We start from the raw sequence: 21532 nt of genomic DNA, 5'->3' as shown, positions 1-21532 counted from the left end.
GCCCGACACCGGACGGCCGCCGGGGCGTCAGCGCGGCGTCACCCCCTAATCTTGACTCGTTCAAGAAGATGCGGCACACTTCGGGCGTGCCTGCGACCTCGGACCTCGAACGGATGCTGCGGGGGGTGAACCTGCGCGTGACGCGTCCGCGCGTCGCGGTGCTGTCCGCCGTGCACGACCACCCGCACGCCGACACCGACTCGATCATCGGGGTCGTGCGCGCGGCGCTGGGCGAGGTCTCCCACCAGGCCGTCTACGACGTGCTGCGCGCGCTGACCACCGCGGGGCTCCTGCGGCGCATCCAGCCGCAGGGCTCCGTCGCCCGGTACGAGGCGCGGGTGGGGGACAACCACCACCACGTCGTGTGCCGGTCGTGCGGCGCCATCGCCGACGTGGACTGCTCGGTCGGGGAGGCCCCGTGCCTCACCGCGTCCGCCAGCCACGGCTTCACCATCGACGAGGCCGAGGTCGTCTACTGGGGCCGGTGCCCCGAATGCTCGTCCGCACTCGATTCCTGAGTGTCCTTTTTCCACTCTTGAGAGGATGTTCGTGTCTGACAGCCCAGACGCCGTTGTTGGAGAGTTGAACGACGAGCCAGCGGGTCAGTGCCCGGTGACGGCGGTGCGCCGCAAGCACCCGACCGAGGGTGGCGGCAACCGCGACTGGTGGCCCAACCAGCTCAACCTGAAGATTCTCCGCAAGCACCCCGCCGTCGCCAACCCGATGGACCCCGGCTTCGACTACGCCGCCGAGTTCGCCACCCTCGACCTCGACGCCCTGCGCCAGGACATCGAGCAGGTGATGACCACATCGCAGGACTGGTGGCCCGCCGACTACGGCCACTACGGCCCGCTGTTCATCCGGATGGCCTGGCACAGCGCGGGCACCTACCGCACCATCGACGGCCGCGGCGGCGCGGGCGCGGGCATGCAGCGCTTCGCCCCGCTCAACAGCTGGCCCGACAACGGCAACCTCGACAAGGCGCGCAGGCTGCTCTGGCCGGTCAAGAAGAAGTACGGCCGCAAGATCTCCTGGGCCGACCTGATGATCTTCGCGGGCAACTGCGCCCTGGAGTCGATGGGCTGCCGGACCTTCGGGTTCGCCGGCGGCCGCGTCGACGTCTGGGAGCCGGACGAGGACGTCTACTGGGGCCCGGAGACCACCTGGCTCGGCGACGAGCGCTACACCGGCGACCGCGAGCTGGAGAACCCGCTGGCCGCCGTCCAGATGGGGCTGATCTACGTCAACCCCGAGGGCCCCAACGGCTCCGGCGACCCGCTGGCCTCGGCCCGCGACATCCGCGAGACGTTCGGCCGGATGGCGATGAACGACGAGGAGACCGTCGCGCTGATCGCGGGCGGCCACACCTTCGGCAAGACGCACGGCGCTGGCGACCCGAGCCACGTCGGCCCCGAGCCCGAGGGCGCCCCGCTGGAGGACCAGGGCCTGGGCTGGAAGAACAGCTTCGGCACCGGCAAGGGCAAGCACACGATCACCAGCGGCCTGGAGGGCGCCTGGACGCCCACCCCGGCCACCTGGGACAACAGCTTCTTCGAGACGCTGTTCGGCTACGAGTGGGAGCTGGTCCACAGCCCCGCGGGCGCCAAGCAGTGGAAGCCCAAGGACGGCGCGGGCGCGGGCACGGTCCCCGACGCGCACGACCCGGCGGTGACCCACGCGCCGACGATGACCACCGCGGACATCGCGCTGCGCGTCGACCCGATCTACGAGCCGATCTCCCGGCGCTACCTGGAGAACCCGGACGAGTTCGCCGACGCCTTCGCCCGCGCGTGGTTCAAGCTGACCCACCGCGACATGGGCCCGGTCACGCGCTACCTCGGCCCGCTGGTGCCGCAGGAGACGCTGATCTGGCAGGACCCGATCCCCGCCGTCACCCACGAGCTGGTCAACGCCGAGGACATCGCCGCGCTCAAGGCGCGGGTCCTGGAGTCCGGCCTGTCGGTGTCGCGGCTGGTGGCCACCGCGTGGGCGTCGGCGTCGACGTTCCGCGGCAGCGACAAGCGCGGCGGCGCCAACGGCGCGCGCATCCGCCTTGAGCCGCAGCGGAACTGGGAGGTCAACGAGCCCGAGGCGCTGGCGGAGACGCTGCGGGTGCTCGAGGGCATCCAGGCCGCGTTCAACGCCGAGGGCGGCAGGCAGATCTCGCTGGCCGACCTGATCGTGCTCGCGGGCTGCGCCGCGGTGGAGAAGGCGGCCAAGGACGCGGGCCACGACATCGAGGTCCCGTTCACCCCGGGCCGCGCGGACGCCACGCAGGAGCAGACCGACGTCGAGTCCTTCGCGGTGCTGGAGCCGACCGCGGACGGCTTCCGCAACTACCTCGGCAAGGGCGACCGCCTGCCCGCCGAGTACCTGCTGGTCGACCGGGCGAACCTGCTCAACCTGAGCGCGCCGGAGATGACCGTGCTCGTCGGCGGCCTGCGCGTGCTGGGCGCGAACCACCGGCAGTCCCCGCTGGGCGTCCTCACCGCCAAGCCGGGCCTGCTGACCAACGACTTCTTCGTCAACCTGCTCGACATGAGCACGACGTGGAAGCCGACCTCGGAGGACGCGCAGACCTTCCACGGCTACGACCCGATCACGGGCGAGCTCAAGTGGACGGGCACGCGCGTGGACCTGGTCTTCGGCTCGAACTCCGAGCTGCGGGCCCTGGCCGAGGTCTACGCCAGCGACGACGCGGCCGAGAAGTTCGCCCGCGACTTCGTCGCCGCGTGGGACAAGGTCATGAACCTGGACCGGTTCGACCTGGTGTGAGTCATTCGGGTGCCCAGGTCGGCTTCGGCCGGCCTGGGCACCCGTTTCATTTGCGGTGAAGCAGCCGCCGCGCGGGCGCGTCTGGGCTTCCGGTCAGCGGTCGGCGTTCTGGAAGGCGGCGGCGTTGTCGGCGACCCATTCCGCGAACGGGCGCGCGGGGCGGCCGAGGACCTTGGCCACGTCGTCGGTCGGTGGGTGCTGGGGCGCGTCGGCGTGCTTGGTGTATCGGGCCATCAACGCCGTCACGAACGGCTCGGGCAATCCGTGGGCGACCATTCGGGCGGTGGCCTCCGCGACTGTGATCTCCTCGTATCGCAGGCGCCTGCCGAGGACATCGCCGATGATGGCGACCATGTCCGCGTGGGTGAGCGACCGCGGGCCGGTCAGGTCGAGGCGCTGGTCGACGAGGTCGTCGGTGAGCAGGGCCCGGGCGGCTACCTCGGCGATGTCCCGCTCGTGGATCGGCGACTCGGCGAACCCCGGGAACGGGTACCGGACGACGTCCCCGGCGCGGAGCTGGGCGCCGAACATGCCGACCGCGTTCCCGGCGAACGCGCCGACCCGCAGGCTGGTCCACCCCAGGCCGCTGCCCACCACCGCGTCCTCAGCCTCCTTGTTGCGGTCGCCACGGTAGCGCGACGGCTGCTCCGCCAGCGGATCGTCCACATTCATCGCCGACAGGGCCACCACCCGCCGGACTCCCCGCTCCCGCGCCAGTGCGACCAGATCCGCGGCGGCGGCGCCCACCGCGCGCGGGTGCAGGAACAGCGCGGTGACACCGTCCAGCGCCTCGGCGAGCGACCGCGGCTGGGCCGGGTCGGCTTCCACCACGGGCACGGGCAAGGCCGCCGCCGTCGCGTCCCGCGACACCGCGCGGACCGGCGCGCCCGCGGCGCGTCTACCAGTGGTCTGCCGACCGTGCCCGTGGCCCCGGTGACCAGGATCATGACTGCCCCCCACTTCGTTCGAGTTTCAGATACTACGGAAACCGTAGCAGATGTTTTGGAAGTCGTACGATGGCTGCCCTACGATCCCGGCATGGCTACCGGGCGGGGCTCGGGGGACGAGAACGCCGACGCGAAACGGCGTCGGCGGCGCACGGGCACGGAGATCAAGGAGTCGCTGCGTGAGCTGAGCGTCCAGCTGTCGCTGCTGAACCACCGGATCAGCGCCCACTTCGAGCTGCGCGACATCGACTTCGACTGCCTGGAGATCATCAGGCGGCACGAGCCGATCAGCCCGGGCGCGCTGGCCCGGCGGGTGGGCCTGCACGCGGCGACCATGACCGGCGTCCTGGACCGGCTCGAACGCGGCGGCTGGATCGACCGCGAACGGGACCCAGTCGACCGGCGGGCCGTCGTCCTGCGCGCGCGGCGCGAGCGCAACCCCGAGGTGTTCCGCCTCTACGCGGGCATGAACACGTCCATGGACGAGCTGATGGCCGACTACACGGTCGACCAGCTGGAGGCGATCGCCGACTTCCTCCACCGCACCACGGCGGCGGGCCGCGACGCGACGGACAACCTGTCCGCCCCCTGACGCGACGGTGCCCGGGAGCGCGGGGTGGGACCCCTGCGCGCCCGGGCGCCGTTCGCTAACTCAGCCGGGTCGTCAGTTGCGACCGGGGCGGACCGTGTACTGGGTCTGGGCGTTGAACACCTTCTGGTGCACCGACCGCGCCTGGTTGACGCGGGGGTCGTTGATCTCGATGACGTCCAGGCCCTGCTGGCCGTCCATCGAGTAGATGTAGCCGTTGTACCAGTACGCCGACCACGTGCCCGACGGCCCCTTGCGCTCCGGCAGCGGGTTGAAGTGGCCGATCTCCACCGGGTTCGCCGAGTCGGTGAAGTCCCAGACGGACACCCCGCCCTTGTACCAGGACTGCACCATGACGTCGCGGCCCTTGACCGGGATCAGCGAGCCGTTGTGCGCGACGCAGATCTCGGTGTCGTGGCGGGGGATCTTGAAGTACGAGCGGAACTGCAGCGTCGCGGACGTCCCGGAGCCGGTGATGTCGTAGACGCCGTCCGCGCCTCGGGTGGCCGCGATGTCCGGGCGGCACGTGGCCGCGCCGCCGCCGCCGAGCTCGTCGGTGAAGACGACCTTGGTGGCGTCGTTGTTGAACGTCGCCGAGTGCCAGAACGCGAAGTTCGCGTCATCCCTGACCTGGGTGATCACCCTCGGCCGCTCGCGGTCGGTGATGTCGAACAGCACGCCGTCGCCCATGCACGCGCCCGCCGCGATGTCCTTCTCCGGGAAGGCGGTGATGTCGTGGCAGCCGCTGGTCTCCCGCACGTACCCCGAGTCGACGTCGCCGGGCTTGCCCGGGTTGCCGCCGTCCGGGAAGAGCACCGGCGTGGCGATCACGGCCGCTGCGGTCGGGTCGGCCAGGGGGACCTTGACGATGGAGATCTTGTCGTGCGGCGGCTTGCACCGGGCGATGGACGGGGACGGGCCGTAGGAGGAGATGTAGAGGTAGGCGTTCTTCCCCTCCTTGTCCGGGACCAGGGTGTGGGTGTGCGAGCCGCAGTCGGTCTCCACCGACTTGATGTAGCGGGGGTTGGCCTTGTCGCTGATGTCGAAGATCCGGATGCCCTCCCAGTAGGGCTTGCTCCCGTCGTTCTGGGCCGTCGAGGCGCAGCTGTCGTCGCTGCGCCGCGAGTCGACGGAGTAGAACAGCAGGTCGCCCTGCACGGTGACGTCGCCCTGGGAGCCGGGGCAGAGCACCTGGCTGACCATGCGCGGCCGGTGCGGGTTGGCGATGTCGTAGATGGTGAAGCCCGCGTAGTTGCCGCCGATGACGTAGTTCCCGGTGAAGGCGAGGTCGCTGCCGCGCCCGCCGTTGTCGGTCAGCGGCGCGGTGTGCGGGACGTTGGCGATCAGCCGCACGTTGTCGCTGGTCTCGAAGGCGCCCTCACCGAGGTCGCCCTCGGCCTGCGCCGCGGTGGCGCCCAGCAGGAACAGCGCGGCGGTGACGGCGGTCAACCGGGATAATGGCCGGAGCTTCTTTGATCCCACGCCATGTCCTTCCGTCAGGTGGGGTCGGAAGCTCAAAGCTTTCCGGCGTTAAAAGATCAAGACCAGACTTTTTGCCTCGGCCACCGGTCGCGTTCGACCCTCTGGAGCAACGCGTTGGGCTAATTGGCCTCACCCGTGAGCGCGAAGGACCGCAGACGCCGTGTGGCGGCGTACGTGCCGAGCGTGGCGAACGCGGCGGCCATTAGGACCGCGGTGAGCACCGTCAGCGAGGAGTCGACCAGCGGGGTGTCGCCGATCGCGTCGGCGAGCGCGCCCGCGTGCTGGCGGATGCTGAACACCCGCGCGCCGTCGACGAACGACACCAGCAGGTTCTCCCACAGCACGATGTAGACCAGCCCGACCGCGACCGGCCGCTTGGACATCACGCTCAGCGCCAGGAACAGCGCGCTGTAGGCCAGCGACCCCACGGCCGCGCCGACGACCATGCCGACGGCCAGCGCGCCCGAGCCCGCGATCAGCGCCGCGACGGCGAGCGGCACGGCCGTGGCCGCGGTCGTGACCAGCCAGGCGACGGTGAGCTTGGACAGGATGATCTCGCCGCGCGGCAGCGGCTTGGTGAGCAGGTGCGTGATGGTGCCGTCGTCGATCTCCAGGCCCAGCGCGCTGCTGCCGACGATGAGCGCCGTCAGCGGCAGGATGACCGCGAGGCCGAGGTTGCCGAAGACCAGCGGCCCCCAGTCGCCCGCGGTGACGTACTCGTCCTCGCTGGCCACGCCGAGCAGGGTCAGGCCGATCAGCACGATCGGCATCGGGAGGAGCAGCAGCACGCGCCTGCGGCCGAGGAGGGCCCGCGCCGTCAGGCGCATGATCGTGGGGTTCATGTCGTCACCAGGTAGGAGAAGACCTTCTCGAGCGACTCGTCGGAAGGCAGGATCGAGGTCAGCCGGATGGCGCGGGCCTTGGCGAGCTTGGCCACGGCGCGGGTGAACGTGCCGTAGTCGCTGGCGTGCACCTGCAGGCCGCCCGCGGTGACGCTCACGCCCGACACCGACTCCTCGCCGATCAGCGCGGTGGCCAGGGCCCGGTCGTCGGAGGAGGCGATGGTGAACACGTGCGGGCGGTTGGTCATCAGCCGCCGGATGTGGCGGTAGTCGCCGGAGGCGGCCAGCCTGCCCGCCACGATCACCTGCACGGTGCCGGAGAGCTGCTCGACCTCCTCCAGGATGTGCGAGCTGAACACGATGGTCCTGCCCTCGCCCGCCATGCTGTCGAGCAGGTCCATCATGTGCATCCGCTGGCGCGGGTCCATGCCGTTGAACGGCTCGTCCAGCAGCAGCACGGCCGGGTCGTGCACCAGGGCGGCGGCGACGCGGCTGCGCTGGCGCATCCCCTTGGAGTAGGTGGAGATGCGCCGGTCCTGGGCGTCGCGGAGCTCGACGACGTCCAGCGCGGCCCGCGCGGCGGCCGCCGGGTCCGGCAGCTTGTGCAGCTTCGCGCTGGCCAGCACGAACTCCCACGCGGTGAGGAAGCCGGGCACGCTCTCCCGCTCGGTGACCAGGCCGAGGTTGCGGTACATCGCGGGGTTGCGCCACGCGGGCTCGCCGCTGACGCGGACCTCGCCCTGCGACGGGGCGAGCAGGCCCGCCATCAGGTGCAGGACGGTCGTCTTGCCCGCGCCGTTCGGGCCCAGCAGGCCGGTCAGGCCGGGGCCGATCGACAGGGTCACGTCGTTGACGGCGACGACGTTGCCGTACCAGCGGGACACGCCGGTCAGTTCGACGGTGTTCACGAATCGATCCCCCTGTAGCGCCACACCGCGCACGCGGTGCCGAGCGCGATGAGCGCGAGCGTCACGGCGCCGTAGACCGGCCCGTACCCGTCGATCGCGCCGAGCGCGATGTCCGAGCCGAACAGCCAGGTGTCCACGCCGTTGAGCAGGCTGGTCGGGTCCAGCAGCCCGGCGAGGGCGCCGAGGGCGCCGGGGTCGAGCTCGCGCAGGATGGCCGAGATCGGCGCGGTCAGCAGGAAGACGCCGATGATCATGCCGGTGGCGAACACCCGCCGCCCGGACAGCGAGGCGATGGGCAGGCCGAGCGCGGCCAGCAGCGCGGCGTGGACGACGGCGGCGAGCAGGCCCAGCAGCAGGCCGCCCAGCTCGTCGAACACCCCGCCGATGCCGGTGTCGGTGCCGAACGCCATGCCGATGAACATGACCAGCATCGGGATGGCGAACAGCAGGAACGTCGCCGTGGCCAGCGCGGCGACCTTGGTCAGCGCGTAGGCCGACCGGCTCAGCGGGCGCGACAGGTACAGCTGCAGCAGCTTCGTGCGCAGGTCCACCGACACCAGCTCGGGCGCGACCACGGCGACGAACACCGTGGCGGCGAAGGTGAACGTCGAGGCGATCCCGACGTAGTCGATCACCGGGGCGGGCAGCTGGCTGTTGACGATCACGAGGATGAGCGCGGCGATGCTCGCCAGGCCGAGCAGGCCGATCGGCAGCACCTTCGCCCACGGGCTGCGGCCGAGGCCGTACGCGCCGCGCAGGCTGTGCACGTAGAGCGAGCGCGCCGAGTAGCCCGGGCCCAGCCGGGGGCCCGCGTAGCGCTGGTAGCCGATGTCGTGGATCACGCCGGGTTCAGACACGGGTCACCGCCGGGGTCGGGAGGTCGCGGAACAGGTCGGCGACCTGGTGGCGCTGGCGTTCGAGCCGGTGCAGGGCGAGGTCGAGGTCGGCGACGGCGTCGCGGATGAGGTCGTAGGCCGGGCCGTCGTCATCGCCCAGCCGGACGGTCAGCACGCGGTTGTCCCGCCGCACGTCCAACCCCGCGGCGGTGAGCGCGTCGGCCAGCCGGTCGGCGCCCGCGTCGACCTCGACGACGAGCAGGTCGTTGTGCTCGGTCATCGCCGACAGCGACGCCGAGCGCAGCAGCCTGCCCGCGTCGATGGCGACCAGCGACGTGCAGATCCGCTCGATCTCGCCGAGCAGGTGCGAGCAGATGACGACGGAGACGCCGAACTCGGTGCCGATGCGGTGCACCAGGTCGAGCATGGCCCGCCTGCCCGCCGGGTCGAGGCCGTTGGTCGGCTCGTCGAGCAGCAGCAGCTCGGGGTCGTGGACCAGCGCCTGGGCGAGCTTGACCCGCTGCTTCATGCCCGTGGAGTAGCCGCCGATGCGGCGGTAGCGCTCCTCGTAGAGCCCGACGTGGCGCAGCGTCTCCGACGCGCGTTCCCGCGCCGCGGCGGCGGGCAGGCCGCTCATCCTGGCCATGTGGGTCACGAACTCGGCGGCGATCATGTCCGGCGGCAGGCAGTCGTGCTCGGGCATGTAGCCGACCTTGGCCCGGACCCGGTCGCCGTCGGCGACCGGATCGAGGCCGAGCACGCGTATCCCGCCGCCGGTGGGCGTGAGCAGGCCGAGTGCGAGCTTGATCAGCGTGGTCTTGCCCGCGCCGTTGACCCCGACCAGCCCGACCACGCCCGCCTCGATCGCCAGCGTCAGGTCCGCCAGGGCGGTCACCCCGCCGTCGTAGCGCATCTCCAGCGCTGTGGTCTCGATGAGTGGCACGCGGAGAACCTACGGGTGGGCAGGCGGCCCGCACATCCGGTCGAACCCCTGATCTTGGCGGCGCCCCGACCCCTAGGGGGCGTCACCCTCCACTGGGGACGGTGGCCGGGTCGATCAGCACGAGGTCGATGTCCCACTGGCCCTCGCACGCGCCCCGCCGGACGAGCGCCTGGCCAGCGGCGTACGTGCCTGCGGTGAAGAAGACCTCGGCCTCGAAGCCCTCGTTGTCCATCCCGGCGGGGCGGTAGCCCGCGGCGGTCACCGCGTCCTGGATCAGCACGGTGACCTCGTCGATGGGCTTGGCGGTCACGGCCCGGACCGAGAGGTGGCCGTCGGCGCTCTCCACCCGCGTCACCGTTCCCACTTGGTCCAGGGACAGCCCGGCGGGCAGGAGCGCGAGCTCCGCGGGGGGAGCGGCGGCCGGGTCCGGGCACGCGCCCACCCCGGTTGAGCAGCCCGTCAGCAGGACCGCCACCGCGATCAGCGCCCGTTCGACCATGGCGGCCACTGTAGGTAATTCTGGGAATGCCCGCAGCCCTCACGACGGGGTGAAATCCGATCATCCGGTGTTACGGTGTGGCACCGGCGCGCAGGGCGCCCGTGATTCCGGAGGAATGCGTGGTCAAGACCCCTGTCTGGATAGTCGCCGCCACCGCGGTTCTGGCCATGGCGGGCGCGAGCGCCGTCTCCACTCCTGAGACCTCCGGGGCCGACGCCGCCGAGCGCACGGCCGACCCGGTGGGCGCCGAGGAGTGGATGTACCTGCAACGGGCCAACCCGGACGGGTCCATCCCGGACGCCGCGGTAACGCAGGCGATCGCGCAGTCCGAACAGCTGGGCGTGGCCGCGGCGGGCACCGACCAGGTGTGGAAGCCGCTCGGCCCCGGCAACATCGGCGGCCGCATCCGGGACATCGCCACCGACCCGACGGCACGGGGCGTCGTCTACATCGCCACCGGGACGGGCGGCCTCTGGCGCACCGACGACGGCGGCGCCACCTTCGACACCGCCTGGGACGACCGGCTGCCCCAGTCCATGGGCGCCGTCGCGGTCGACTCCCGGGGCGTGGTCTGGGCGGGCACCGGCGAGCCCGACCACGGCGGCGGCTCGGCGTACTACGGCAAGGGCGTCTACAAGTCGACCGACGGCGGGGCCACCTGGACCAACGTCGGCCTCTCCTCGGGCGACACGGTCGGCCAGATCGTCATCGACCCGCGCGACGACGACCGCGTGTTCGTCGCCGTCATGGGCGCGCTGCACGACACCGAGCCCACCCGCGGCCTGTTCATGACCGAGGACGGCGGCGCCACCTGGACCAGGGTGATCGCCCCGCCGAGCGCGTCCACCGGCGTGATCGACGTGACCGTCAACAAGACGAACCCCGACATCATGCTCGCCACGACCTGGGACAAGGTCCGGGACGAGAAGTCGCGCATCTACGGCAAGAACTCCTTCCTGTACCGCTCGACCGACGGCGGCCGCACCTGGGTGAACATCCACCAGGCGCCGCTGCCGCAGAGCGTCGACGTGGTGGGCCAGCCGGACTCGGCGACCTACGTCGGCCGCATGGGCGTGGACTTCAGCGACAGCGACCCCAACCGCGCCTACCTCATCTCCAGCACCGCGGGCGGCAACTTCAACGGCTTCTTCACCAGCGCCGACGCTGGCGCGACCTGGACGCCCGTCGGGGCGACCTCGGGCGGCACGCTGCAGTCGATCAGCGGCGGGTTCGCCTGGTGGTTCGGCCGCGTCTACGTCGACCCGGTGGACCCGCTGCACGTGTTCGTCGCGGGCGTCAGCCTCGCCGAGAGCCTCGACGGCGGCCTCACCTGGACGACCTCGCGCACCCCGCACGCCGACCAGCACGGCCTGGAGTGGGACCCGTTCACCCCGGGCCGGGTGTACCTCGGCAACGACGGCGGCTTCTACTGGTCCACCGAGAACGGCGCGGCGCGCGGCCTGTGGGCCAAGACCCCGTACCTGCCCGTGACCCAGTTCTACGCCATGGACGTCTCGCACCAGGACGGCTCGCGGGTCAACGCGGGCGCCCAGGACAACGGCTCGCTCAAGTCGTGGGGCTCGGACAACACCGTGACCGGCGACTGGTTCGGCTTCGTCGGCGGCGACGGCATGATGAACCGGATCGACCCGACCGACGACCGCAAGTACTACGGCTGCTCCCAGAACGGCGGCTGCCGCGGCTTCGTCGACGGCGCGGGCTTCTCCATGACGATCCCGGGCGCGCGCAAGAACTGGGTGGCGCCGCTGGAGTTCTCCGCCGACCCGCGGATCCTGTTCGGCGCCAGCGAGTACGTCAGCCGGATCAACACCGACGCCGGTCAGCGGACCTGGCAGCGGATCAGCCCCGACCTGACCGAGGGCACCGAGCCGCGCGCCCCCGGCTTCGGCACCGTCACCGCGCTGGGCACGACCGCGGCCGACCCGAACCTGGTCTACGCGGGCACCGACAGCGGCCTGATGTGGGTCAGCCGCAACGCGATGGCGGCCGATCCCGCCCAGGTGACCTGGGAGCGGCTGCGCAGCCCGGTGTTCCCCGGCCGCTGGGTCACCCGGATCACCGTCGACCCGCAGAACCCGAGGGTGGCCTGGGCGAGCTTCTCCGGCTGGCGCTCCGGCGACGGCTACCCGCACCTGGTCATGACCAGCGACGGCGGCCGCACGTGGGCCGACATCGCGGGCAAGAAGATCCCGCAGGCGCCGGTCAACGACGTCATCCGCCACCCGTCCAAGCCGCGCTGGCTGTTCATCGCCACCGACGTGGGCGTCTACCGCACGACCAACCTCGGGCGGACGTGGACCAAGGTCGGCACGAACCTGCCGCTCGTGCCGATCACCGACATCGACCTGCCCGCGGGCAGCGACACGCTCTACGCCGCGACCTATGGCCGCAGCATCTGGACGACGTCGCTCGCCGACTGAGGCCCTGGACCGGCGGCGCACCCGAGCACCCCGGCGGCCCTGGTGGGCCGCCGGGGTCGTCGTGCTCTCGGTGGTGTTCCTCGCGCCGCTGGCGGTGATGGCGCTGGGCTCGCTGCAGCGCCCGCTCCAGCCGCCGCCCGACGGCCTCGACCTCTGGCCCGACCCCGCCGAGTGGGCGAACTACGCCGCCGTGCCCCGGTTCATGCCGGTCGGCAGGCTGCTGGTGAACTCGCTGCTGCTCGTCGTCGTCGCGGTCCCGGTCACGGTCGTCGTCACCTCGATGGCGGGCCTGGCGATCGCCATGGCGCGGGGCCGGGCGCGGCGGTGGCTCATCGGCGTCTCGGTGCTGATGCTGCTGGTGCCCGCGGCGGCGCTGTGGGTGCCCCGGGTCGTCCTGCTGCGCGGGGTCGGGCTGGCCGACACGCCGTTCACCGTCGCCCTGCTCGCGCTCGCGGGGACGACCCCGTTCTACGTCCTGCTGTTCGCCCTCGCCTGCTCGCGCATCCCCACCTCGCTGCTGGAGGCGGCGACGCTGGAGGGGCTGAGCCCGGTCGCGGTGTGGTGGCGCGTCGCGCTCCCGCTGGCCCGGCCCGCGGTCGTGGCGGTGGCCGCGCTGTCCGGGCTGTTCTACTGGTCCACGTTCATGGATCCGCTGACCCTGGTGTCCTCGCCCGCCAACTGGCCGGTGGCGCTGGGGTTGCGGAGCCTCAGCGAGATGGAGGCCGCTCTGTACCCGATCTACCTCGCCGCAGCGGTAGTGGTGACCGCGCCCGCGCTCATCGCCTTCGGCATCGGCCAGCGGTCGTTCTTCTCGTCGGTGGAGCGCTCGTGAGGGCCAGGGCGGTGTGCCTGGCCGTGCTGCTCGCGGCGAGCGCGTGCGCGGAGCCGAGCGCGGACGGGCCAGCGCGGATCACCCTGCAGATCCGGGCCGAGCCGGAGGAGGCGGCGGTCTACCGGAGCCTGATCTCGGCGTACCAGGGCGGGGAGGTCGAACTCGTCGCCGTGGGGCGCGATGACCACCTCACCCGGCTGTCGACGGCGTTCGCGTCGGGGGACGCGCCGGACGTCTTCCTGATCAACTACCGCGACTACGCGCCGTTCGTGCAGCGCGGGGCCGTGCGCGCCGTGGGGCCGCTGCTGGAGGAGCAGGGGGTGAACACGGCGGACTACTACGAGCAGCCGCTGCGCGCGTTCACCTACAACGGCGCGCTGCAGTGCATGCCGCAGAACATCTCGTCGCTGGTCGTCTACTGGAACCGCGCGCTGTTCCGGGACGCGGGCGCCGCGGCGCCTTCGGCCGGGTGGACCTGGGACGATTTCGTGCGCACCGCGCGCGCGTTGACCTCGGACGGGGTCAAGGGCGTGGGCATCGACGCCTCGATCACCCGGATGGCGCCGTTCATCTGGGGCAGCGGCGGCGCGATCGTCGACGACGACGCCGCCCCCACCCGCACGACCCTGCACGAGCCGGGGGCGAAGGCCGCGCTCCAGGCGGTGCTCGACCTGATCGGCACGGGCGCCACGCCGTCGAAGGAGCAGCTCGCCGCGCAGGGGGTGGAGGAGCAGTTCATGACCGGGAAGCTCGCGATGTTCCTCAGCTCGCGGGTGGAGGTCCCGGCGCTGCGCGAGCAGCGCGGGCTCGACTTCGACGTCGCCGCCCTGCCGGTGATGGGCGAGCCCGCGTCGGTGCTGCACTCGGACGCGTACTGCGTCTCGTCGACATCGGAGAACGCGGAGGCGGCGGCGCGGTTCATCGCGTACGCGGTGGGGCAGCAGGGGCAGACGATCACCGCGCTGGGCGGGCGCACGGTGCCGTCGCTGCGCTCGGTGGCGACCTCGCCCGCGTTCCTCAGCCCGACCCGCGCGCCCGCGTCGTCGCAGGTGTTCCTCGACGCCATCCCCCACCTGCGGCACACGCCGGTGGTGCCGTCGTGGCCGGAGGTGGAGGACGTGATCGGCACCCAGCTGGAGCGGGCCTTCCACGACGGCGTCCCGCTCGAGGAGGTGCTGGCGGAGATCCAGCGGCAGGCCGACCCCCTGCTGCGGCGCCGATGAGCCTGCGGGTCGAGGGCGCGCGCAAGGCCTTCCGCGCGGGCGGCGTGGTCGCCCTCGACGGCGTGGACATCGCCACGGAGGACGAGCTGCTCGTCATCGTGGGGCCGTCCGGGTCGGGGAAGTCGACGCTGCTGCGCGCTATCGCGGGTCTGGAACCCCTGGACGCCGGACGGGTGCTCATCGGGGACCGGGACGTCACCTCCCTGCCGCCCGCGGCACGGGATGTGGCGATGGTGTTCCAGGAGGCCGCGGTGTTCCCGCACCTCACCGTGGCGGCGAACATCGGCATCGGCGAACGCGCGCGGGGAGCGGGGCGGCGGTCGATCGAGGCCAGGGTCCGCGAGGTGGCGGGCGTGCTCGACGTCGACCACCTCCTCGACCGCATGCCGGGCGAGCTGAGCGGCGGCGAGCGGCAACGGGTGGCGCTGGCCAGGGCGATGATCCGCGTGCCCGCGGTATGCCTCCTCGACGAACCCCTCGCCTCGGTCGACGCGGAATCCCGCCTCCGCATGCGCGGCGAGATCCGCGCGCTCCAGCGGTCGCTGGGTGTTCCGATGGTCCACGTCACCCACGATCAACTGGAAGCCCTCGCCATGGCCGACCGCGTCGCGGTGATGCACGGTGGCCGGGTCCTCCAGTGCGACACGCCCACGGCGCTGTACGCGCGGCCCGCCACGACGGCGGTGGCGCGGATCGTGGGCCCACTGCCGATGAACCTGCTGGCGTCGGAGGGCAGGGTCGTGGGCGTCCGCCCTGAGCGGATCCGCCTGGGCGGTGATGGCCTGAGGGCGACGGTCCTGGCGGTGGAACAGGCGGGCGAGGAATGCCTTGTCCGCCTCGAGGCGCCCGTCGAGGTCGTGGAGGGCGACCTCCTGGCCCGTCTGCCGTGGACGGCCGCACCAGAGGCGGGCACCAGCGTGACCGTGACGTGGCGGACTGAGGACGAACACCACTTCGACGCCACCACAGGCAACCGCCGATGACGGCCGGCATGGTCGGTCTGACCGTGGGCCGCCAGTGGCAGGGTGGTTCGGAGTTGTCACGGCGTGGGTCGGTTCGGGTGGAGTGGCCAGGCCGCGCGCCTCGGACGGGTGAGACGGTCGCCGGTCGTCGGTGGGTGTGGTGGCGTGGGGTGGAGCCAGCTCGGTCGCCGATGACGGGCTCGTGGGTGAGGGGCGTGATCGGTGGTTGTCAGCGTGGTGTGATGCGGCGGAGGGGTGTGGTCTCACTCGTCGTGGGTGAATGGGGTTCGGTTGTAGGCGTTGTTCGGTTTGGTGGGGCGTCGTGACGAGGGCGAGGTTCGCTCGGCGGTGGCCGCTGGCGGGTCCGTATCTCGTCGGGTCCGCTCTGCTGGTGCTTGTGCCGTTGGTGGTGGCGTCGGCGCTTGCGTTCACGGACTACTACGGGTTCACGGCGCCGGAGTTCACGGGGGGAGACAACCTCGGGCGGCTGGTGGGGGATGGGGCGTTCTGGGAGGCGGTCGGGGTCAGCGCGGTGGTGGCGTTGCTCGTCGTGCCCCTGCGGGTGGGGCTGGCGGTGGGGGCGGCGTTGTTGCTTGCCCGCCGTCGGGTGGGGACGTCTGTCGGGCGGGTCGCGGCGTATCTGCCCTCCGTCATCCCGGACGCGGCGTGGGCGTTGTTGTGGCTATGGATCCTGAACCCGCTCTATGGGCCGTTGCCCGCTCTGCTCAAGATGTTCGGGCTCCCCGACCCCGGCTTCCTCACCACCCCTTGGGGCGCGCGGATCGGGCTGGTGTTGGTGATGGTGTTCCAGATCGGCGAGGCCTTCACGGTCGCCCTGGCGGCGCGGATGGCGATACCGGCCCGGCTGCACGAGGCGATCGCGTTGGAGGGCGGGTCGCCCTGGTTCGCGATGACCCGGGTGACGCTGCCGCTCATGGCGCCCATCGTCATCGTCCTGGCCGTGCGGGACATGGTCGTCGTCGTGCAGAACGCGTTCGTGCCCGCACTCCTGGTCACCGACGGCGGCCCGGCCGACGCCACGCTCACCGCGCCCCTGCTGATCTACCGCCGCGCCTTCGAGTACGGCGAACTCGGCTACGCCAGCACCCTGTCGATCACGCTGCTGGTCCTCACCGGCATCGCCGCCGCCCTCCCGCTCTGGATCGCCGCCCGGCTCGCCGCCCGCCAGCGGACCCGCGCGTGACGTCCGCTGTGCCCGATCGAAAATGAGAAAGACTCGCCAGTAATCGGAACATTCCCGCCGGGCGCACGGCCGAAGATGCGGCCCCGACGGCCTCGCCGACAGGATCGCCTGACTTCGATCTTAAAGGTGAGGACCGTGACAGCCCTTCCCCAGGAACTGGAATCCACCGCGCCGTTACTCCGGAGTCCACAGCGGACGGACACCGCGACGACCGCCGAACTCGCCCTGTCCGAATACGACCCGTACTTCTACGACCACCCGCTCGACCACGTGCCGGTCATGGCCCTGGTCTGCGCCCTCTTCGACCTGACCAGGCTCACCCGCCCCGACGACGACCCGGCCCGGCTCGCCCTGCGGATGGAGTTCCCGTCCTTCTGCGAGCCGAACGCCGACGTGGCGCTCGTCCACAGCGGAACGGCCCTGCTGGCCGAACAGGACGGTGAGGTGGTGTGCTCCGGCGAGCTGAACCGCACCGCACTGCCGCTGCACACCGTCCGGCCCGCGCCGCCGAGCCTGCGCCGCCTGCCAGCCGACCCCGTCCTGGTCCACCGCTGCGACCTGGAGAACGTGCTGGTCACCGGCATGGCCGACACCGGGGACGGCCGGGTCGTCGCCTTCCGCGAGCCCGCCCCCGGACACCGGCTCGGCGTCGCGCCGGACGCGCCCGCCCGGCCGGAGGCGCTGCTCGACGCCGCCCGCCAGTTCGCCACCATGCTCTGCCACACCGAGTTCCGCCGCCCGGAGGACACCCGTCTCGTCCTGCTCGGACTGGAGGCCGATCTCGTCGTCGGCGTGCCCGGCGGCGTGCACCTGCGCTGGTCGCGCACGCGTCCGCCGCGCGGGCGCTCGCGCGTGGAGTTCACCGTCACGACCTCCGACGGCGCCGCGCTCGGCCGGATCGGCCTCGACTGCTTCGCCGCGAGCCCGGCGGCGTACCGGCGGATGCGCGGCGAGGCGCGTTCGGCCTGACCTGGGAGAACGCGCCCGCGGCACGGTCAAGCCGAGCGCTGGCGATCCGGATGTCACATTCTTGGGGTCGGCGGTGCTCTACGGGTATGGACCTGGTTCAGCACGGCCGAGCGGCGCCCGCGGCCGTCCTGGCGGCCCCCGGCGCGCCGGTGGCGCGGGACGGGAGGGAGCGGCGCGTGGCGGCAGCGGGGCGCGTGCGCGCCGACCTCGACGTGATCTTCCGCCGGGAGTACCGGCGGGTGGTGAGCGTCGCCGCCCGCGTGCTCGGCTCGCGCGATCAGGCCGAGGACGTCGCGCAGGAGGTGTTCCTCGCCCTCGGCCGCACGACCGTGCCCGAGGGGGAGGTCCGCGGCTGGCTCTCGGTCGCCGCCGCGCACACCGCGCTGAACCTGCTCCGGGCCAAACGCCGCCGGGCCTCCCGTGAGGAGACCGTCGCCGCGGCTGAGCACACGGTGGTGTCCGACGTCGCCGACGCGGTGGTGAGCCGCGACGAGCGCCGCCGGGTCCGCGCCGCGCTGGCCCGGCTGCCCCGCAAGCAGGCGCTGACCCTCGTGCTGCGGCACAGCGGCCTGAGCTACGCCGAGGTGGCCACGGCACTCGACATGTCCCCCGGCAGCGTCGGCACGACCGTGCGACGCGCCGAATCCGCTCTGCGCAAGGAGTTGAACCGTCATGCGACACCCGAATGAAGGCGTGCTGCGCAGGCTGCTCGACGAGCCCGCCGGGGTGTCCGACGCGGACCGCCAGCACGTGGGCTCCTGTCAGCAGTGCCTCGCCGGTCTGGTGGCGATGCGCGAGGACGCCGACCTGGTCGAGGCCGCGCTGGCGATGGACACCGCCCCGGACACCGACGCCGCCTGGGCGCGCCTGTCGACCGCCTCGCCCGGCCGCGCCGCGACGCCGAGGACCGGCCGGGGGCGCTCGCTGCTGCGCCGACCCGTGGTCGCGGCCGTCGCCGCCGCCGTCGTCCTGGCGGGCGCTGGGACGGCGGCCGCCAACGACTGGCTGCAGATCTTCCGGACCGAGCAGGTCGCCCCCGTCGGCTTCAGCACCGCCGACGTCATGGCCCTGCCGGACCTGAGCGCGTACGGCGAGGTCGAGGTGACCCGCGACGGCGACGTCCACGAGGTCCCGGACGCCGCGGCCGCCGCGGCCGAGACCGGGCTGGACGTGCCCGAGGTGACCTCCCTGCCGCGCGGGGTCGCCGGGGAGCCGACGTACCAGGTGGGCGGCAAGGTCAACCTGACCTTCACGTTCTCCGCCGAGCGCGCCGCCGAGGCCGCGGGCGGCGCGGCGCCGCCCCCGCCGCCGGGACTGGACGGCAGCCAGGTGCAGTTGGTCGCCGGGCCCGGGGTGGCCGCGGTGTGGGCGCAGCCCGCGGGCGTGCCGTCCCTCGTGGTCGGCCGGGCGGTCGCGCCGACGGCGTTCTCCCGGGGCGTGCCCTTCGAGACGGTGCGCGACTACCTGCTGTCGCTGCCCGGCCTGCCCGCCGACGTCGCGACGCAGCTGCGCGCGTTCGCCGCGGACGGCTCCACCTTGCCGCTCCCGGTGCCCGCCGACTACGTGACGACCGCGTCGGCGGAGGTCAACGGCGTCCCCGCCACGGTTCTGGCGACCCGGGACCGCGCCATGGCTGTCGTGCTGTGGGTGGACAACGGCGTGGTGACCGCGGTGGCGGGCGCGCTGGACTCCGACGAGGTGCTGTCGGTCGCCGAGAGCCTGCGATGACCGCCGAGCTCGCGCGGCAGATCGCCACCCTGCCGCCCGCGCCCGCCGTCTGGTGCTCGGGGCTGCGCAAGCGGTACCGCAGGCGGCAGGCCGTCGACGACGTGTCCCTGGAGGTGGGGCGCGGCGAGGTCGTCGGCCTGCTCGGGCCGAACGGCGCTGGCAAGACGACGGTGATCAAGATGCTGCTCGGTCTCGTCCAGCCGGACGCGGGCGAGGCGATGCTGCTGGGTCGGCCCGCCACCGACCCGGCGGCGCGGGCGGCCGTGGGCTATCTGCCGGAGTTGTTCCGGTATCAGCCTTGGCTGACCGCTGCTGAGGTGCTTGCGCTCCATGTGCGGCTGGCGGGGGCGGCGGTGTCCTCGGCGGAACAGCGCTCGTGCCTGGACCTGGTGGGGTTGGGGGAGCGGGCGCGGGACCGGGTGGGCGGGTTCTCGAAGGGGATGCAGCAGCGGCTGGGCCTGGCGGTCGCCTTGGTGGCTCGGCCTGCGCTGGTGATCCTGGATGAGCCCACGAGCGCGCTCGACCCGCTCGGTCGGGCGGATGTCCGGGACATCGTGCTGTCGTTGCGGTCGGACGGGGTCGCGGTTCTGTTGAACTCGCATCTGATCGGCGAGGTGGAGCGGGTGTGCGATCGGGTGGTCATTCTTGATCACGGTCGGGTGGCTGCGTCCGGGACGCTCGCGGAGTTGTTGGGGCAGCGGGAGTTGCGGCTGCGGCTGACCTCGGTGGGGGCGGAGGCGGAGGCCCGGTTGGCGGCGGTCGGGGTTGTGTCGCGGGAGGGGGAGTGGTTCACGGTGGGGTTGCCCGGGGTGGATGACGGGGAGCTGGTGCCTGACCTGGTCCGGGATCTGGCGGCGGTGGGGGTGCGGGTGCATGCGGTGGAGCCTGCGCGGATCAGTTTGGAGGAGCGGTTGTTGGGGATCTTGCGGGCTGGACAGGACGGGGGGTGATCGGTGGGCTGGCGGGCGCGGGGGTGTTCGGTGGGCTGGCGGGCGCGGGGGTGTTCGGCGACGGCGGTGGGTTCGCCGGTTTCTGGTGGGGTGGGCTCGTCGGGTGTCGGCGGGTTGGTTCGCCGGTTTCCGCTGGGGTGGGCTCGCCGGGTTCTTGGCGGGTCGGTTCGGCGGTTCTTGCTGGGGTCGGCTCGCCGGTTTCCGGTGGGGTCGGCTCGCCGGTTCCCGGCGTTGCTCTTGGTCACAAGCGTCCTCGCCGGACGGGCAGGTCTCCGGGATGGGGTCGGGCTTGCCTGCCATCCCGTCGACCTCCCGGAGGGTTACCACACCCAGGGTGGGGGCGCGGAGCTTTCGTTTTCGCTGGCCAGGGCCCTGGGGGCCCTGGCCTGGCAAGTGCCTGTTTTGTTTCGGGGCCGCGCCCCCACCCTGGGTGTGGTAAGGCTTCGCCAGGTCGACGGGATGGCAGGCAAGCCCTGCTTTTGTGGGTGGGCGGGTGTTTTTGTTGTTGTTGTTGTTCGCCGGGTTGATGCGTTCTTTAGGGAGGTGGCTGGTTGTGGGGACTGTGGTGACTGTTGCCGGTCTTACGTTGCGTGAGGCTTCTCGGCGGCGGGTTTTGTGGGCGTTGGCGGGGCTTACTGTGGCCCTGTTGGCGTTGAGTGCTTGGGGGTTCTCCCGACTGGCTGGGGAGTCCGAGTTCGGGACGATGACCAGTGGGCAGGCGCGGCTGGTGGCTTCTCAGTTGCTCAATCTGGTGATGTTCGGCATGAGCCTCATCGCCGCGTTGGGGACGGCGTTTCTTACCGGGCCCACGTTGTCGGGGGAGACTGAGTCGGGGATTGTGTTGGCGGTGTTGGCTCGGCCTATTCGGCGGTCGACGCTGCTGTTGGGGAAGTGGCTTGGGTTGGTGGTGTTCGGGACCGGGTTTGTCGTGGTGGCGGGGCTTGCCCAGTGTCTGGTCGTTCTGGTCACGGTGGATTATTGGCCGCCGCAGCCTGTGGTGGCGTTGGCCTTGTTGGCGGGGCAGACGACGGTCCTGCTGACCCTGGGGCTGTTGCTGTCCACGGCCATCTCGCCGATGGCGTCCGGGGTGGTCGCTGTCGGGTTGTTCGGGGCCACGTGGATCGCGGGGGTGGTGGGTGGGATCGGGGACGCGTTGGGGAATGAGGGGGTTGCTCGGGTCGGCACGATCTCGCGGATGTTGCTTCCCACCGACGGGCTGTGGCGGGGGGCCATGCACGCGTTCCAGGACCCGGCCGGGTTCGCCGAGTTCGGGGCGGCGATGGAGGGGTTCCCGTTCCTGAGCCAGGCTCCGCTGACCGCCACCTACCTCGTCTGGGCGGCGGTGTGGACGGCGATGGTGTGGGGGTTGGCCGCGATTTCCTTCCAGCGCAAGGACCTGTGA

Annotated in this window: 20 protein-coding genes; 13 read left to right on the top strand and 7 right to left on the bottom strand. The window is 72.0% G+C overall.

Annotated features, from left to right (window positions below):
• Window positions 1-86 precede the first annotated feature (86 nt).
• Window positions 87-518 carry a Fur family transcriptional regulator gene (locus IEY98_RS12490; protein WP_189210594.1) on the top strand — a complete coding sequence of 144 codons (432 nt, stop codon included), beginning with the start codon at window positions 87-89 and terminating at the stop codon, window positions 516-518.
• A gap of 25 nt (window positions 519-543) precedes the next feature.
• On the top strand, window positions 544-2775 hold the full coding sequence (gene katG / locus IEY98_RS12485) for a catalase/peroxidase HPI (RefSeq protein ID WP_189210593.1): 2232 nt from the start codon (window positions 544-546) through the stop codon (window positions 2773-2775).
• Between the two features lie 93 nt (window positions 2776-2868).
• On the opposite strand, the gene IEY98_RS12480 is transcribed toward katG, so the two are convergent.
• On the bottom strand, window positions 2869-3645 hold the full coding sequence (locus IEY98_RS12480) for an NAD(P)H-binding protein (RefSeq protein ID WP_229786852.1): 777 nt from the start codon (window positions 3643-3645) through the stop codon (window positions 2869-2871).
• Between the two features lie 168 nt (window positions 3646-3813).
• On the opposite strand from IEY98_RS12480, the gene IEY98_RS12475 reads away from it, so the two are divergent.
• On the top strand, window positions 3814-4314 hold the full coding sequence (locus tag IEY98_RS12475; protein ID WP_189210592.1) for a MarR family transcriptional regulator: 501 nt from the start codon (window positions 3814-3816) through the stop codon (window positions 4312-4314).
• A 72-nt stretch (window positions 4315-4386) separates the two neighbouring features.
• On the opposite strand, the gene IEY98_RS12470 is transcribed toward IEY98_RS12475, so the two are convergent.
• From IEY98_RS12470 to IEY98_RS12445, 6 genes are all read right to left on the bottom strand, one after another.
• Window positions 4387-5760 (bottom strand): LVIVD repeat-containing protein, encoded by a 1374-nt coding sequence (locus IEY98_RS12470; RefSeq protein WP_229786851.1) that lies wholly within the window; start codon window positions 5758-5760, stop codon window positions 4387-4389.
• A gap of 152 nt (window positions 5761-5912) precedes the next feature.
• Entirely contained in the window at window positions 5913-6635 is a 723-nt protein-coding gene (locus IEY98_RS12465; RefSeq protein ID WP_189210590.1) for an ABC transporter permease, read from the bottom strand.
• Window positions 6632-7543: an ABC transporter ATP-binding protein gene (locus IEY98_RS12460; RefSeq protein WP_189210589.1), complete on the bottom strand. Its 912-nt coding sequence runs from the start codon at window positions 7541-7543 to the stop codon at window positions 6632-6634. The genes IEY98_RS12465 and IEY98_RS12460 overlap by 4 nt, the downstream gene beginning before the upstream one ends.
• Window positions 7540-8400 (bottom strand): ABC transporter permease, encoded by an 861-nt coding sequence (locus IEY98_RS12455; protein WP_189210588.1) that lies wholly within the window; start codon window positions 8398-8400, stop codon window positions 7540-7542. The genes IEY98_RS12460 and IEY98_RS12455 overlap by 4 nt, the downstream gene beginning before the upstream one ends.
• Window positions 8393-9322 carry an ABC transporter ATP-binding protein gene (locus IEY98_RS12450; protein ID WP_189210587.1) on the bottom strand — a complete coding sequence of 310 codons (930 nt, stop codon included), beginning with the start codon at window positions 9320-9322 and terminating at the stop codon, window positions 8393-8395. Before IEY98_RS12450 ends, IEY98_RS12455 begins: the two co-directional genes overlap by 8 nt.
• Before the next feature lie 82 nt (window positions 9323-9404).
• On the bottom strand, window positions 9405-9821 hold the full coding sequence (locus tag IEY98_RS12445; protein WP_189210586.1) for a hypothetical protein: 417 nt from the start codon (window positions 9819-9821) through the stop codon (window positions 9405-9407).
• A 119-nt stretch (window positions 9822-9940) separates the two neighbouring features.
• Here IEY98_RS12445 and IEY98_RS12440 point away from each other — a divergent pair, with 119 nt between their 5' ends.
• The 10 genes from IEY98_RS12440 to IEY98_RS12395 all read left to right on the top strand — a co-directional run bounded on the left by IEY98_RS12440 (window position 9941) and on the right by IEY98_RS12395 (window position 21532).
• Complete coding sequence (locus IEY98_RS12440) at window positions 9941-12262, top strand: WD40/YVTN/BNR-like repeat-containing protein (protein WP_229786850.1); 2322 nt, start codon at window positions 9941-9943, stop codon at window positions 12260-12262.
• Complete coding sequence (locus IEY98_RS12435; RefSeq protein WP_229786849.1) at window positions 12225-13094, top strand: carbohydrate ABC transporter permease; 870 nt, start codon at window positions 12225-12227, stop codon at window positions 13092-13094. Before IEY98_RS12440 ends, IEY98_RS12435 begins: the two co-directional genes overlap by 38 nt.
• Entirely contained in the window at window positions 13091-14317 is a 1227-nt protein-coding gene (locus tag IEY98_RS12430; protein WP_189210585.1) for an ABC transporter substrate-binding protein, read from the top strand. Before IEY98_RS12435 ends, IEY98_RS12430 begins: the two co-directional genes overlap by 4 nt.
• A complete protein-coding gene (locus IEY98_RS12425; RefSeq protein WP_189210584.1) occupies window positions 14314-15300 on the top strand; it encodes an ABC transporter ATP-binding protein in 987 nt (328 codons plus the stop codon). The genes IEY98_RS12430 and IEY98_RS12425 overlap by 4 nt, the downstream gene beginning before the upstream one ends.
• Before the next feature lie 370 nt (window positions 15301-15670).
• Entirely contained in the window at window positions 15671-16483 is an 813-nt protein-coding gene (locus tag IEY98_RS12420) for a carbohydrate ABC transporter permease (RefSeq protein ID WP_229786848.1), read from the top strand.
• A gap of 135 nt (window positions 16484-16618) precedes the next feature.
• On the top strand, window positions 16619-17452 hold the full coding sequence (locus tag IEY98_RS12415; protein WP_189210582.1) for an AfsA-related hotdog domain-containing protein: 834 nt from the start codon (window positions 16619-16621) through the stop codon (window positions 17450-17452).
• Between the two features lie 86 nt (window positions 17453-17538).
• Complete coding sequence (locus IEY98_RS12410; protein WP_189210581.1) at window positions 17539-18141, top strand: sigma-70 family RNA polymerase sigma factor; 603 nt, start codon at window positions 17539-17541, stop codon at window positions 18139-18141.
• Entirely contained in the window at window positions 18125-19180 is a 1056-nt protein-coding gene (locus IEY98_RS12405; RefSeq protein ID WP_189210580.1) for a hypothetical protein, read from the top strand. Before IEY98_RS12410 ends, IEY98_RS12405 begins: the two co-directional genes overlap by 17 nt.
• On the top strand, window positions 19177-20130 hold the full coding sequence (locus tag IEY98_RS12400; RefSeq protein WP_189210579.1) for an ABC transporter ATP-binding protein: 954 nt from the start codon (window positions 19177-19179) through the stop codon (window positions 20128-20130). Before IEY98_RS12405 ends, IEY98_RS12400 begins: the two co-directional genes overlap by 4 nt.
• A 493-nt stretch (window positions 20131-20623) precedes the next feature.
• Window positions 20624-21532, top strand: a complete 909-nt coding sequence (locus IEY98_RS12395) for an ABC transporter permease subunit (RefSeq protein ID WP_229786847.1) — start codon at window positions 20624-20626, stop codon at window positions 21530-21532.

Origin of the sequence: Actinokineospora fastidiosa (genome assembly GCF_014648415.1) — a bacterium.
GTDB classification, from domain to species: domain Bacteria; phylum Actinomycetota; class Actinomycetes; order Mycobacteriales; family Pseudonocardiaceae; genus Actinokineospora; species Actinokineospora fastidiosa.
The sequence above is the reverse complement of the archived record's forward strand: the minus strand, read 5'-3'. Positions and strand labels throughout refer to the sequence as shown.